The organism is Streptomyces sp. NPDC031265, from assembly GCF_055570295.1.
The window spans coordinates 318,965-332,749 of the sequence record NZ_JBVIHM010000001.1 but is presented as its reverse complement, the minus strand read 5'-3'; the positions used below and the strand labels follow the sequence as shown (position 1 = coordinate 332,749).

Here is a 13,785-nt window from a genome sequence, read left to right as displayed (position 1 = left end):
CGGCCGGGCCGAACACCTCTCGCCGGTATAAATCCGGCTGCCTAGAGTGGGGATCATGCGCACCGAGGACGTCCTGGCTGCGATCGCCACCGGGCTGTGGCGCTGGGACAACGCGTCCGGAACGGTCACGCTCGACGCCGAGGCCGCCCGCCTGCTCGGCCTGCCCCCCGAGCGTGCCGAGCTCACCGGGGCCGCCGTGCGCTCCCGCTTCCACCCGGTCGACTGGAACGAGGTCGACCAGATCGTGGCCCTCGCGCTCGCGGAGGGCACCCTCGCCGAGGCCCGGCTGCGGATCATGGACGAGAACGGCCGGGTGCTGCGTACGGTACGCAGCCGCTCCAAGCCGCTGCGCAAGTCCGCCCCCGGGAACAGCAGGGACGGTCTGGACTACGTGCTGGTCGGCACCCTCCAGGAGGTCGCGGAGCCGCAGCCCGGCACCACGGCCGCGCACACCTCCATCACCGGTGACTGGCGCCGCTCCCGCGAGGCGTTCCTGCTGGACGCGGGCCGCGCGCTGGCCGAGGCCCGCTCCACGGCCGAGGTGCTGCGGGTCGCGGCCTCCCTGTCCATGCCGGGCTTCTCGCCGGACGGCCTCGCCGTCTTCGGGGTCGCGGGCGACCGCCTCTCGATCATCGGCCACCACGGGCACAACCCGGGCGACGACGGCCCCTTCGCGGACATGCAGCTGGACACGGACTACCCGGCCGCCGACGTCGTACGGACCGGCCGGGCCATCTACCTCCCCAGCCCCGAGGAGTACCGCCGCCGCTACCCGGCCACCTGGCCGCTCGCCCGGCGCTTCGACCGCCAGTCCTGGGCCTTCCTGCCGCTGATCGTGGCCGGCAGGACCATGGGCACCTGGATGGCGGCATTCAAGCACCCGGTGGCGTTCACACCCGACGAACGCTCGGTCCTGACGACGGTGGCGCGGATGCTGGCCCAGGCGCTGGCGCGGGCGGGCGAGGCCGAGTCCGAGCGGGAGCTCTCGCTCGGACTCCAGCGCTCGATGATGCCCACGCTCGGCCCGGAGATCCCGGGGATGACGGTCGCCGCGCGCTATGTGCCGACCGGCGGCGGACTCCAGGTGGGCGGCGACTGGTACGACATGATCCCGCTGCCGTCCGGCCGGTTCGCCCTGGTCATCGGGGACGTCCAGGGCCATGACGTACGGGCCGCCGGGCTGATGGGCCAGCTCCGCATCGCCCTGCGGGCGTACGCGAGCGAGGGTCACCGCCCCGACGCGGTCCTCTCGCGCGCCTCGCGCTTCCTGTACGGGATCACCGAGTCGTACGGGGAGTCCTACGCGGGGGACGACGACCACCCGCGCTTCGCGACCTGCCTCTACATCGAGGTCGACCCGGCGACCGGCACCCTCGACATCGCCCGGGCCGGACACCCCGACCCGGTGATCCGCACCGCCGAGGGCACGGCGCTGATCCGCCAGACGTCGGGCGGCCTCCCCCTGGGCATCGAGGCGGACTCGGACTACCCCACCACCCAGCTCGTCCTGGAGCCGGGCGAGACGATGATGATCTGCACGGACGGCCTGATCGAGACCGGCGGCCACGACATGGGCTCCGGCTGGACACGGCTGCGCCCGGTCCTGGAGGAGGACAACGGGGACAGCCTGGAGAATCTGGCGGACGCCCTGGTCCAGGCGGTGCACGGACCCCCCTCGCACCACACCGTGGGCCCGCTGGCCGACCGCCGCGAGGACGACATCGCGGTGCTGCTGCTGTGCCGCAACACCGACGCGTGCGGCTGCGGCACGGACCTGGGCGCCGGGGTGGTCCCGGCCCGCCGCACCGCCGTGACCGTCGCCCAGACCGAGCCGCACCGCATCGCGGGGGTCCGCCGCGAGCTGCGCGAGCTGCTGCACGACTGGGCGGACGACGAGCAGGTGGACGCGGCGGTCCTGATGGTCTCCGAGATGGTCACCAACGTCCTGGTCCACACGGACGGCCACGCGCTCCTGGTGGCCGAGGCCACCGGCACCCCGGGCACACGCTGTCTGCGGGTGGAGGTGGCCGACGCCAGCGACGACCTGCCGCACAAGCGCCGCCCCGGCGAGATGGCGTCCAGCGGGCGCGGCCTGGTGCTGATGGAGATGCTCGCGGACCGCTGGGGGGTCGATCCCAGGGGCGAGGGCAAGTCGATCTGGTTCGAGCTCTACGAGGGGCCGGACGGGGGTTCCGCCGGTGCGGCCGGCTCCTCGGTGGCGTAACGCTTCCGCAGCTCGCTGATCACGCCGAACCCGGCCGCCGCCACGGGCACGGCGAGCAGCATCCCGAGCAGCCCGGCCACGCCGGCCCCCGCCGTGATGGCGATCATGACCATCGCGGGATGCATCTGCACGGTCCGGCTCTGGATCATCGGCTGGAGGATGTGCCCCTCCAGCTGCTGTACGGCGAGGACGACCCCGAGCGCCCAGAGCGCGATGCCGATCCCGCGGTCGGCCAGTGCCACGAGGACGGCGACAGCGCCGGAGACGAAGGCGCCGAGGTAGGGGATGTACGCCCCGATGAACACGAGCGCGCCGAGCCCCACGGCCCCGGGGACCCTGAGGATCAGCAGCCCGACGGTGATGCAGAGGGCATCGATGAGGGCGATGATCGTGGTCCCGCGCATGAACCCTTCCACGGCCTCGAAGGCGCGCCGGGCCATGGCCTCGACGGTGGGCCCGGTGCCGCGAGGGGCGAGGGAGTGGGCGAGGCCGGCGGCCCGGTCGGAGTCCTTCAGGAAGAAGAAGGTCAGGAGCAGCGAGAGCACGCCGGTCGCGATGAGCGAGCCGACGATGCTGAGCCCGGTGAGCAGCCCCGAGGCGGCGCTGGCGCCGAACTTCCCGAGCAGCTCTTTGGCGTTGTCGGCGAGGCTGGACACCCCATCGCCACTGGCGACCCCGAAGTGATCGGCGAGCCACGCGCCTGCCTGCCGCAGGGAATCGATGATCTGGTCACCGGTGTCGACGAGGGCGCTGACGACGACGTACCCGGCGCCGCCGACGACGGCGACGAGCGCGACGCAGGTGAGGCCCGCGGCGAGCGACCGCTTCATCCGCAGCTTCAGCAGCCGCCGGAAGACCGGCCCGAGGAGGGCCGTCCCCAGCAGGGCGAGCAGTACGGGGGTGACGGCCGTCTTGAACACCACGCACAGCCAGATGGCGACGGCGGCGACACCGGTGACGAGCAGCACGACGACGCACCAGGCGGCGAGCCGCCGCGCGGGGTCGGGGAGTAGTGGCTTGCCGAGCTCCACGGGGCCAGCGCACCACGCCCGGCCCCCCGGCGCCCGTGGGGGGCGCCCGCCTGGGTGTTCCCCACCCCGCCCCTTCCCGAGACCCTCCGGGGGCGGGGTGGGGGGCTGAGGTGGCTCTCCCGGGGTCAGGGCCCCGGGCCCCCGTTGCGGGGCCTACGGCCCCTGCACCCTGCTTCGGCGCCCCGGGTATCCCCGCTGGGGCTGCGCCCCCGCCCCCGGTTCGGGGCTCCGCCCCCGGACCCCGTTTGTCTGCAGGCTGTCTGTGGCTGGTCGCGCAGTTCCCCGCGCCCCTGATGGGGCGGGGCCTGCGACCCCTGCCCCGTTCCTCAAGCGCCGGAGGGGCTGAGCTCTGGCCAGGCCCGTTCCTCGTACGCCCGAGGGGCTGAGCATTGGCCGGGCCTCGTTCCTCGTACGCCCGAGGGCTGAATCCTGGCCGGGCCCCCTGCCTTGAGGGGCGCGGGGAACTGCGCGACCAGCCACAGCCGACCCGCGGACAAACACCGGGCCGAAAGGGGCGCAGGCCCCGCACAGGGGGTCCGGGGGCGCAACCCCCGGGAACCCACCTCCGCCCCCTCCCACCCCCGGAGGGTTCAGGGAAGGGGCGGGGTGGGGCCACGCTCACATGCCGTGGACCGCCGGGATCGTCCCCAGACGACCCTTCTGGAAGTCGTCGAACGCCTGCTGCAGCTCATCCCGCGTGTTCATCACGAACGGCCCGTAGTGCGCCATCGGCTCACGAATGGGCCGGCCCCCAAGCAGCACGACCTCCAGATCCGGCGTGTGGCCGTCCTGCGTCGCGTCCGCCCGGACCGTGAGCGACCCACCGTCACCGAACACGGCCGTCTGGCCCATGTGGACAGGCCGGCGCCCCGCACCCACCGACCCCCGCCCGGCCAGCACGTACGCCAGCCCGTTGAAGTCCGACCGCCAGGGAAGCGTGACCTCCGCCCCGGGGCGGATCGTCGCATGGATCATCGTGATGGGGGTGTGGGTGATGCCAGGACCCTCGTGGCCGTCCAGCGACCCCGCGATCACGCGGAGCAGCGCACCCCCGTCCGGCGAGGTGAGCAGCTGGACCTGGCCGCCGCGGATGTCCTGGTAGCGCGGGTCCATCATCTTGTCCGCGGCGGGGAGGTTCACCCACAGCTGGAGGCCGTGGAAGAGGCCGCCCGAGGTGACCAGGGACTCCGGCGGCGCCTCGATGTGGAGCAGGCCGGAGCCGGCCGTCATCCACTGGGTGTCGCCGTTCATGATCGTGCCGCCGCCACCGTTGCTGTCCTGGTGGACGAAGGTCCCGTCGATCAGGTACGTCACGGTCTCGAAGCCGCGGTGCGGGTGCCAGGGCGTGCCCTTGGGCTCGCCGGGCGCGTACTCCACCTCACCCATCTGGTCCATCATGATGAACGGGTCGAGGTACTGGTAGTTGATCCCGGCGAACGCGCGCCGCACCGGGAACCCCTCCCCCTCGAAGCCGCCCGGCGCCGTGGACACGGCGAGCACGGGACGCGGCACCGCACCCTCCGGCGCGGCCACACGCGGCAGGGTGAGCGGGTTTTCGACGGTCACAGCAGGCATGGGACGGCCCTCCTCGCGGGATGCTCAGCATCCAAAGTAGTTGAATGGTGAACAGTCGGCAAGGCGTGCTGATTCCCGGAGGGGTCGCAGAGGGGTTCCGCAGGGGCCCCGCAGGGGTTCCGGGGGCGCCCACCCCCCGTGAAGTCGGCCGGAAATCGGCCGCGAAACGGGCCCGGGCAGCCCGAGTCGCCTCAGCCGTACATCCGCCGCATCGCGAAGTCCACCATCTGCTCGACCGCCTTCGCGTCGAACACCATCCGGTGGTCGCCCTCCATGTCGAGGACGAAGCCGTACCCGGTCGGGAGCAGGTCGATGACCTCCGCGCCGGTGATCACGAAGTACTTCGACTCCTTGCCCGCGTACCGCCGCAGCTCCTTGAGCGACGTGAACATCGGGATGACCGGCTGCTGGGTGTTGTGCAGGGCCAGGAAGCCGGGATTGTCGCCGCGCGGGCAGTAGACCTTCGAGCCCGCGAAGATCTGCTGGAAGTCCTCGGCCGAGAGCGAGCCCGTGGTGAACGCCCGCACCGCGTCCGCGAGCGAGGGCGGCGACGGCTCGGGGTACAGCGGCTGCTCCCCGTAGGAAGGCTGCGGCTGGGCGTACTGCTGCTGAGCACCCTGGTTCTGGTCGTAGCCGTACATGGGCGCAAGAGTAGTGCGCCACATATGTGCCCAGAGGGGTTGCGTCTTATTACCGACGGGTAGCATCATCGTAGCTACTTGCTGGTATAGATGTAACCGATCCTGCTTACGGAGCCGTCGCCATGGGGCACTACAAGTCGAATCTCCGCGACATCGAGTTCAACCTCTTCGAGGTCCTCGGACGCGACAAGCTGTACGGCACCGGCCCGTTCGCCGAGATGGACGTCGACACCGCCAAGACCATCCTCGACGAGATCGCGCGCCTCGCCGAGAACGAGCTGGCCGACTCCTTCGCGGACGCCGACCGCAACCCGCCGGTGTTCGACCCGGAGACCAACACCGCGCCGGTCCCGGCGTCCTTCAAGAGCTCCTACAAGGCGTTCATGGACAGCGAGTACTGGCGCCTGGGCCTGCCGGAGGAGATCGGCGGCACCGTATCGCCGCGCTCGCTCATCTGGGCCTACGCCGAGCTGCTCCTGGGCGCCAACCCGGCCGTCTGGATGTACTCGTCCGGTCCGGCGTTCGCGGGCATCCTCTTCGAAGAGGGCAACGAGGCGCAGAAGAAGGTCGCCGAGATCGCCGTCGAGAAGCGCTGGGGCTCGACGATGGTCCTGACCGAGCCGGACGCCGGTTCGGACGTCGGCGCCGGCCGCACCAAGGCGGTCGAGCAGCCCGACGGCTCCTGGCACATCGAGGGCGTGAAGCGCTTCATCACCTCCGGTGAGCACGACATGGAGGAGAACATCCTCCACTACGTCCTCGCCCGCCCCGAGGGCCACGGCCCCGGCACCAAGGGCCTCTCGCTCTTCCTGGTCCCGAAGTTCCACTTCGACTGGGAGACCGGCGAGCTGGGCGAGCGCAACGGCGTGTACGCGACGAACGTCGAGCACAAGATGGGCCTCAAGGCCTCCAACACGTGCGAGATGACCTTCGGCGACAAGCACCCCGCCAAGGGCTGGCTGATCGGCGACAAGCACGACGGCATCCGCCAGATGTTCATGATCATCGAGTTCGCCCGCATGATGGTCGGCACGAAGGCCATCGCGACGCTGTCGACGGGTTACCTGAACGCGCTTGAGTACGCCAAGGAGCGCGTCCAGGGCAGCGACCTCTCGCAGTTCATGGACAAGACCGCGCCCAAGGTGACGATCACTCACCACCCGGACGTGCGCCGCTCCCTGATGACGCAGAAGGCGTACGCCGAGGGCATGCGCTCCCTCGTGCTCTACACCGCCGCCGTCCAGGACGCGATCCAGGTCAAGGAGGCCGCAGGCGAGGACGCGAAGTCCCTCGTCGGCCTCAACGACCTGCTGCTGCCGATCGTGAAGGGCTACGGCTCGGAGAAGTCGTACGAGAAGCTGTCGTCCGAGTCGCTGCAGACCTTCGGCGGCTCCGGGTACCTCCAGGAGTACCCGATCGAGCAGTACATCCGCGACGCCAAGATCGACACCCTCTACGAGGGCACCACGGCGATCCAGGGCCAGGACTTCTTCTTCCGGAAGATCGTCCGCGACCAGGGCGCCTCGCTCAACCTCCTCTCCGAGGAGATCAAGAAGTTCCTCGCCGAGCAGTCGGGCCACGAGGAGCTGGGCGGCGCGCTCGACTCGCTGGCCAAGGCCGCGGTGGACCTGGAGGCGATCGTCGGCACGATGATCACCGACCTGACCGCCACCGGCGAGGACGTCAAGAACATCTACAAGGTGGGCCTCAACACCACCCGCCTGCTGATGGCGTCCGGTGACGTCGTCGTCGGCTACCTGCTCCTCAAGAGCGCGGCCGTCGCCGTCGAGAAGCTGCCGTCGGCCTCCGCCAAGGACGTCCCGTTCTACACCGGCAAGATCGCCGCCGCGAAGTTCTTCGCCGCGAACATCCTGCCGGGCGTCGGCGCCGCCCGCGCGCTGGCCGAGACCGTCGACAACTCCCTGATGGAGCTGGACGAGGCGGCCTTCTAGACCGTCCCCCGGCCTCCTTCCAGGCCGCCGGACGAAGGGCCCGCTTCCCGCTGGGGAAGCGGGCCCTTGTCTGTCAGCGGCCCTCGTTAAGGTGAACGCATGAGCACACCCTCCCGCTTCGACCGCGGACACACCGACGACCTGATGTCCTTCCTCGCGGCGAGCCCGTCGCCGTACCACGCGGTGGCGAACGCGGCCGCGCGGCTGGAGAAGGCCGGATTCCAGCAGGTGCGGGAGACGGACGCGTGGGACGCGACGAGCGGCGGGAAGTACGTGCTGCGCGGCGGCGCGATCATCGCGTGGTACGTGCCGGAGGGCGCGGCGGCGCACACCCCGTTCCGGATCGTGGGCGCGCACACCGACTCGCCCAACCTGCGGGTCAAGCCCCTGCCGGACACAGGGGCGTACGGCTGGCGCCAGATCGCCGTGGAGGTCTACGGCGGGACGCTCCTGAACACCTGGCTGGACCGCGACCTGGGCCTGGCCGGCCGCCTCACCCTCCGCGACGGCTCGCACGTCCTGGTCAACGTGGACCGCGCGCTGCTGCGCGTCCCCCAGCTGGCGATCCACCTGGACCGCTCGGCCAACGACGGCCTCAAGCTGGACCGGCAGAAGCACCTCCAGCCGATCTGGGGCCTCGGTGACGTCGCGGAGGGCGACCTGATCCGCTTCCTTGAGCAGGAGGCGGGGCTGGCCGAGGGCGAGGTCACCGGGTGGGACCTGATGGTGCACTCGATCGAGCCGCCGTCGTACCTGGGCCGGGACAAGGAGCTGCTGGCCGGGCCCCGGATGGACAACCTGATCTCGGTGCACGCGGGCGCGGCGGCGCTCGCGGCCGCGGCGGCGGCCTCGGATCTGCCGTTCATCCCCGTCCTGGCGGCCTTCGACCACGAGGAGAACGGCTCACAGGCCGACACGGGCGCGGACGGGCCGCTGCTCGGCACGGTCCTGGAGCGGTCGGTGTTCGCGCGCGGCGGTACGTACGAGGACAAGGCGCGCGCCTTCGCGGGCACGGTCTGCCTGTCCTCCGACACCGGCCACGCCATCCACCCCAACTACGCGGAGCGCCACGACCCGACGCACCACCCGCGCGCCAACGGCGGCCCGATCCTGAAGGTCAACGTCAACCAGCGTTACGCGACGGACGGTTCGGGCCGAGCGATCTTCGCGGCGGCGTGCGAGCGGGCCGGGGTGCCGTGGCAGCACTTCGTGTCCAACAACGCGATGCCGTGCGGGACGACGATCGGGCCCATCACGGCGGCGCGCCACGGCATCCAGACGGTGGACATCGGGGTGGCGATCCTGTCCATGCACAGCGCGCGCGAGCTGTGCGGGGCGGATGACCCGTATCTGCTGGCGAACGCCCTGCTGTCGTTCTTGCAGGGCTGACCCAGGGCCGCCGGGGCTGCGCCCCGGATCCCCTGTTCGTCTGCGGGTCCAGTGGGGGCTGGTCGCGCAGTTCCCCGCGCCCCTGGGCATCTCCAGCCCCTCCGGCGTTGGAGGAGCGGGGCCCGGGGCGGAGCCTCAGCGGGGGCGGGGGTGCGGCCCCAGCGGGGGGCCTGGGGCGCAGCCCAGCGGGGGGCCGGGGGCGCAGGCCCGAAGCGGGCGCGGGGGCGCAGCCCCGAAGCGGGGTGCAGGGGCCGCAGGCCCCGCAACGGGGGGCCTGGGGCGCAGCCCAGCAGGGGTACCGGGGGCGCAGCCCCGAAGCGGGCGCGGGGGCGCAGCCCCGAGGCGGGGTGCAGGGGCCGCAGGCGCCGCGACGGGGGGCCTGGGGCGCAGCCCAGCAGGGGTACCGGGGCCGCAGGCCCGAAGCGGGCGCGGGGGCGCAGCCCCGAAGCGGGGTGCAGGGGCCGCAGGCCCCGCAACGGGGGCCGGGGGCGCAGCCCCCGGGAAACCCACCTCAACCCCCACCCACCCCCGGAGGGTTCAGGGAAGGGGCGGGGAGGGGCTAGGCGTCCATGCCCGCCAGGACCAGCGGCAACCGGGAAGCCGCCCCCGCCACCACCCGCACCGGCACCCCCCAGTCCTGCTGATGCACATGACACGCCGGGTACTCGTTCGACGGGTCGTCGTCGCAGGACGCCGCCATCGCGGACACGTGCAGGACGCCCTCCGCGACCGACGGGTTCAGGGTCAGGTCACGGAACAGGTCCGTCCCCGTCCCCTCCCCGGCCTCCAGCAGCTCCGCCGGCGTCGAGGAGACGATCAGCCGCGTCGACGGGCCGTACCGCGTGTCCAGCTTCTGGCCGGCCGGGGCCTGGAAGACCACGTCGAGCCGGAGCGCGCCCGGCGCGACCTCGGTCGCGGCCCGCTGCGTACGGTGCGCCACCGCGTCCACCCGTACCGCCGACTCCGGCAGCCGCAGCCGCGTCAGCCGGTGCCGGGCCGACTCGACGACCACGATGTCGTCCCCGACGAGCACCGCGTCGCTCGGCTCGCGCAGGTCCGTGGCGAGCGTGGTGACTTCCCCGGACGCCGGATCGTAGCGGCGCAGCGCGTGGTTGTACGTGTCGGAGACCGCCACCGAGCCGTCCGGCAGCGCCGTGACACCCAGCGGGTGCTGGAGCAGCGCCTGCCCCGCCTCCCCGTCCCGGTGCCCGAAGTCGAACAGGCCGGTTCCGACCGCCGTGCCCACCACATAGCCCGAACCGTCACGCTCCACGTACCGCAGCGCCGAATTCTCGGAGTCGGCCACCCACAGCCGGTCCCCGTCGGCCGCGAGGCCGGACGGCTGCGCGAACCACGCCTCGGCGGCCGGGCCGTCGACCAGGCCCTCCTGCGTCGTCCCGGCCGCGACCTCGACGGTCCCTGTCCCGGGGTCGTACGTCCACAGCTGGTGCACCCCGGCCATGGCGATCCACACCTTGCCCTGCCACCAGGCGACGTCCCACGGCGAGGAGAGGTCGACCTCCAGGGCCGGGCCGGACGTGGGCGAGCCCTGCCACCACTGCTTGCCGGTGCCCGCGACCCGTACCACCTCGCCGGTCTCCGGGTCGAAGACCCGCAGCGCGTGGTTGACGGTGTCCGCGACGATCACGCGCCCGCCCGGGAGGAGCGCCAGACCCTGCGGCTCCTTGAAGTCGTCGTCGCCGATCCGCCGTACGACCGTCTCCCCGTCCGGCGCGAGCTCGACCAGCTGGTGCCGGGTGGAGTCGGAGACCAGGAAGTTGCCCGAGCCGGGCAGCGACACAGCCTTCCCCGGGAAGCGCAGATCCGTCGCCTCCGGCTCCGGCGGCACATACGGCCCGTCCCCGCGCCGCAGCGTCCCCTTCGCGGCGTGCTCGGCCTCCAGCTCCTCCACGAGCTTCGCGATGGCGTGAGCATGCCCTTCGCCCGCGTGCTGGCCGACGATGTACCCCTCGGGGTCGATCACGACGAGCGTGGGCCAGGCCCGTACCGCGTACTGCTTCCAGGTCGCGAGCTCCGGGTCGTCCAGGACCGGGTGGTGCACCTGGTAGCGCTCCACGGCGTCGACGACGGCCTGGTGGTCGGCCTCGTGCACGAACTTCGGCGAGTGCACCCCGATGATCACCACGGTGTCGCGGTGCTTCTCCTCCAGCTCCCGCAGCTCGTCCAGGACGTGCAGACAGTTGATGCAGCAAAACGTCCAAAAATCGAGGATCAATGTGCGACCACGGAGGTCGGCGAGCTTGAGATCCTTGCCTCCCGTGTTGAGCCAGCCGCCCTTGCCGATCAGCTCGGGGGCACGGACACGGGCACGGCGGGGCGCGGGCGCGGGGGTGGGCGCCGGAGCAGCATCGTTCATGCTTCAAGCTTGCCATTGACCCATGAACACCAGATCACAGCCGTACGACGCGGTTGCCCTGCGCAACTATGGGATCCGCTCCACCACGGCGACCTCCGAGAATTCTCGGCGGTAGGTCATATGCCCGGTCCAGAAGTCGAGGATGACGATCCCCCCAGGTCGGCGAGGCTGTACTGCTGGTCACCGGTGTTCAGCCAGCCGCCCTCGCCGATCCAGCTCGGGGGCCCGAACGCGTGCACGTGTAGCCGTACCCCCATCCAACCCCAAGACCAGGGGTATGCATTCCGCCATGAAATATCTGGTGCGCGACAAGATCTTCGCGATCGGGGACGACTACTGGATCGAGACCGAGGACGGCCGCCAAGCCTTCCTCGCCGACGGCAAGGCGCTCCGGCTGCGGGACACGCTGGAGCTGAAGGACCCGACCGGACGGGTGCTGATCACCCTGCGCAAGAAGATGTTCAGCATCAGGGACGCGATGACCATCGAGCGGGACGAACGGCCGCTGGCCACGATCCGCCGCAAGCGGCTCTCGCTGCTGCGCAACCACTACCGCGTCGCTCTGGCCGAGGGCACCGAACTCGACGTCTCGGGCAGGATCTTCGACCGCGAGTTCACGGTCGAGTACGACGGGGAGCTGCTCGCGCACGTCTCGCGCCGCTGGTTCCACGTCCGCGAGACGTACGCGGTGAACGTCGTCCGCGAGGACGCGGACGCGGCGCTGCTGATCGCGGTGGTGGTGTGCGTGATCCGGATGGACGAGCGGGAGCGGGGACCGGACGGCGACGGCTAGGCCTGTCCGGCGGACAGGCCCCAGCCCCCTGGCTCACGTCACGCCCCCGGCGTCCGCATCCCCAGCCGGCGGTCCTTCAGCGCCGGGAACTGCTCCCGCGTCGCCGCCACCTTCTCCGGGTCCAGCTCGACCGTGAGGACCTCCTCGCCCTCGCCCGCCTCCGCCAGGACCTCGCCCCAGGGGTCGACCACGATGCTGTGGCCCGCCTGCGGGACGCCCGCGTGGCTGCCGCCGGTGCCGCAGGCCAGGACGTACGCCTGGTTCTCGACCGCCCGCGCGCGGGCAAGCAGCGTCCAGTGCGCCAGGCGCCTGGCGGGCCAGCCCGCCGGGATCACGAAGGTCTGGGCGCCCGCGTCGACCAGGCCCCGGAACAGCTCGGGGAAGCGCAGGTCGTAACAGGTCGCCAGGCCCAGCGTGGTCCCCGGCAGCGCGACGGTGACCAGGTCGGCGCCCGCGCTCATCAGCACCGCCTCGCCCTGGTCGAAGCCGAAGCGGTGGATCTTCCGGTAAGTGGCCGTCAGTTCCCCCTCGGGCGAGAAGACCAGGGAGGTGTTGTAGAGCCCGCCGTCCGCGCCGCGCTCGGGGATGGAGCCCGCGTGCAGCCAGACGCCCGCGTCCCGCGCGGCCTTTGACATCGCCTCATACGTCGGTCCGTCAGCGGCCCGTTCCGCCTCGGCCGCGAAGCTCTCGTACGCGAAGGCGCCCACGGTCCACAGCTCCGGCAGCACCACGAGGTCGGCGCCCGCCTGCTCACGCACGAGCGAAGCCGCCCGCTGCCTACGGGAATCGACCGATTCCTGTGGGTCTACACCGAATTGGATGAGGGAGGCGCGCACACTACCACCGTCCTGGCATTCGAGTTGTCAACACGGGCCTACGATCGTCACACGAAAGCACTGCCGGGGTGCCTTTCGGCAGCGTAACTTAACTGCCACAGCGCCCAGCCCGCGTACGTACAGAACCGCCGAGGGGTCCCGTGACCGTCCATCCCAGCCTCCAGACCTACGCCGACGCCTGGACCCACTCCATCGAGGCGATAACCGAGCTGGTGATGCCGCTCGTCGAGGGGGAGTGGAACCGCGCCACACCGTGCCCGGCGTGGTCGGTGCGCGACATCGTGTCGCACATCATCGGGATGGAGTGCGAACAGCTCGGCGACCCTCGCCCGATCCACACCCTGCCGCGCGATCTCTACCACGTACAGAGTGAGTTCGCGCGCTACATGGAGATGCAGGTCGATGTGCGCCGGCACCACACCGCGCCGGAGATGACCTCGGAGCTGGAGTACACGATCATCCGCCGGGCGCGGCAGCTGCGCAACGAGAACCGGGCTCCCGACACCATGGTCCGCGCCCCGCTCGGCGCCGAGCAGACCCTGGAACTGGCGCTGCGGATGCGGGCGTTCGACGTGTGGGTGCACGAACAGGACCTGCGGTGGGCGCTGGGCAAGCCGGGCAACCTCGACTCGCCGGGCGCGTACGTCGTCCGCGACATCCTGCTGCACACGCTGCCGAGAGTGGTCGCCAAGGACGCCGGCGCCCCGCCGAACTCGGCGGTCGTCTTCGACATCCACGGGCCGGTGGAGTTCCTGCGTACGGTACGGGTCGACGCCGACGGGCACGGCACGGTCGACGGCGCGCCCTCGCTCGGCCCGCTCGCCACGATCGCGCTGGACTGGGAGACGTTCGTACGCCTGGCCTGCGGCCGGGTGCGCCCGCACGCCGTCGCGGACCGGGTGAAGACCGAGGGCGACCAGGAGCTGGCGGCGGCGATCCTGCGGGACTTCGCGGTGACGCCGTAAGT

10 protein-coding genes are annotated in these 13,785 nt (G+C 71.6%); 5 read left to right on the top strand and 5 right to left on the bottom strand.

All coding sequences use genetic code 11. The features are described from left to right. Positions 1–55 precede the first annotated feature (55 nt). Positions 56–2,224 (top strand): SpoIIE family protein phosphatase, encoded by a 2,169-nt coding sequence (locus ACZ499_RS01530; RefSeq protein ID WP_468671018.1) that lies wholly within the window; start codon positions 56–58, stop codon positions 2,222–2,224. On the opposite strand, the gene ACZ499_RS01525 is transcribed toward ACZ499_RS01530, so the two are convergent. The 3 genes from ACZ499_RS01525 to ACZ499_RS01515 all read right to left on the bottom strand — a co-directional run bounded on the left by ACZ499_RS01525 (position 2,170) and on the right by ACZ499_RS01515 (position 5,471). Beyond that, a complete protein-coding gene (locus ACZ499_RS01525; protein WP_468671016.1) occupies positions 2,170–3,255 on the bottom strand; it encodes an AI-2E family transporter in 1,086 nt (361 codons plus the stop codon). The genes ACZ499_RS01530 and ACZ499_RS01525 overlap by 55 nt on opposite strands. 618 nt (positions 3,256–3,873) lie before the next feature. Continuing rightward, positions 3,874–4,830 (bottom strand): pirin family protein, encoded by a 957-nt coding sequence (locus ACZ499_RS01520; RefSeq protein WP_468671014.1) that lies wholly within the window; start codon positions 4,828–4,830, stop codon positions 3,874–3,876. Between the two features lie 191 nt (positions 4,831–5,021). Then, entirely contained in the window at positions 5,022–5,471 is a 450-nt protein-coding gene (locus tag ACZ499_RS01515; RefSeq protein WP_361376051.1) for an SseB family protein, read from the bottom strand. A gap of 122 nt (positions 5,472–5,593) precedes the next feature. Here ACZ499_RS01515 and ACZ499_RS01510 point away from each other — a divergent pair, with 122 nt between their 5' ends. Together ACZ499_RS01510 and ACZ499_RS01505 are read left to right on the top strand one after the other, a co-directional pair. Next, positions 5,594–7,423 (top strand): acyl-CoA dehydrogenase, encoded by a 1,830-nt coding sequence (locus ACZ499_RS01510; RefSeq protein WP_468671012.1) that lies wholly within the window; start codon positions 5,594–5,596, stop codon positions 7,421–7,423. 99 nt (positions 7,424–7,522) lie between these two features. Further along, positions 7,523–8,812: a M18 family aminopeptidase gene (locus tag ACZ499_RS01505; protein WP_468671010.1), complete on the top strand. Its 1,290-nt coding sequence runs from the start codon at positions 7,523–7,525 to the stop codon at positions 8,810–8,812. A gap of 559 nt (positions 8,813–9,371) precedes the next feature. Here ACZ499_RS01505 and ACZ499_RS01500 read toward each other — a convergent pair. Next, entirely contained in the window at positions 9,372–11,189 is a 1,818-nt protein-coding gene (locus ACZ499_RS01500) for an NHL domain-containing thioredoxin family protein (protein WP_468671008.1), read from the bottom strand. Positions 11,190–11,478: 289 nt separating this feature from the next. Between ACZ499_RS01500 and ACZ499_RS01495 the strand changes: the two genes are divergently transcribed. After that, positions 11,479–11,982 carry an LURP-one-related/scramblase family protein gene (locus ACZ499_RS01495; protein ID WP_468671005.1) on the top strand — a complete coding sequence of 168 codons (504 nt, stop codon included), beginning with the start codon at positions 11,479–11,481 and terminating at the stop codon, positions 11,980–11,982. Positions 11,983–12,020: 38 nt separating this feature from the next. On the opposite strand, the gene ACZ499_RS01490 is transcribed toward ACZ499_RS01495, so the two are convergent. After that, complete coding sequence (locus tag ACZ499_RS01490; protein ID WP_468671003.1) at positions 12,021–12,818, bottom strand: carbon-nitrogen family hydrolase; 798 nt, start codon at positions 12,816–12,818, stop codon at positions 12,021–12,023. A 140-nt stretch (positions 12,819–12,958) separates the two neighbouring features. On the opposite strand from ACZ499_RS01490, the gene ACZ499_RS01485 reads away from it, so the two are divergent. Then, complete coding sequence (locus ACZ499_RS01485) at positions 12,959–13,783, top strand: maleylpyruvate isomerase family mycothiol-dependent enzyme (RefSeq protein WP_468408044.1); 825 nt, start codon at positions 12,959–12,961, stop codon at positions 13,781–13,783. Positions 13,784–13,785 lie beyond the last annotated feature (2 nt).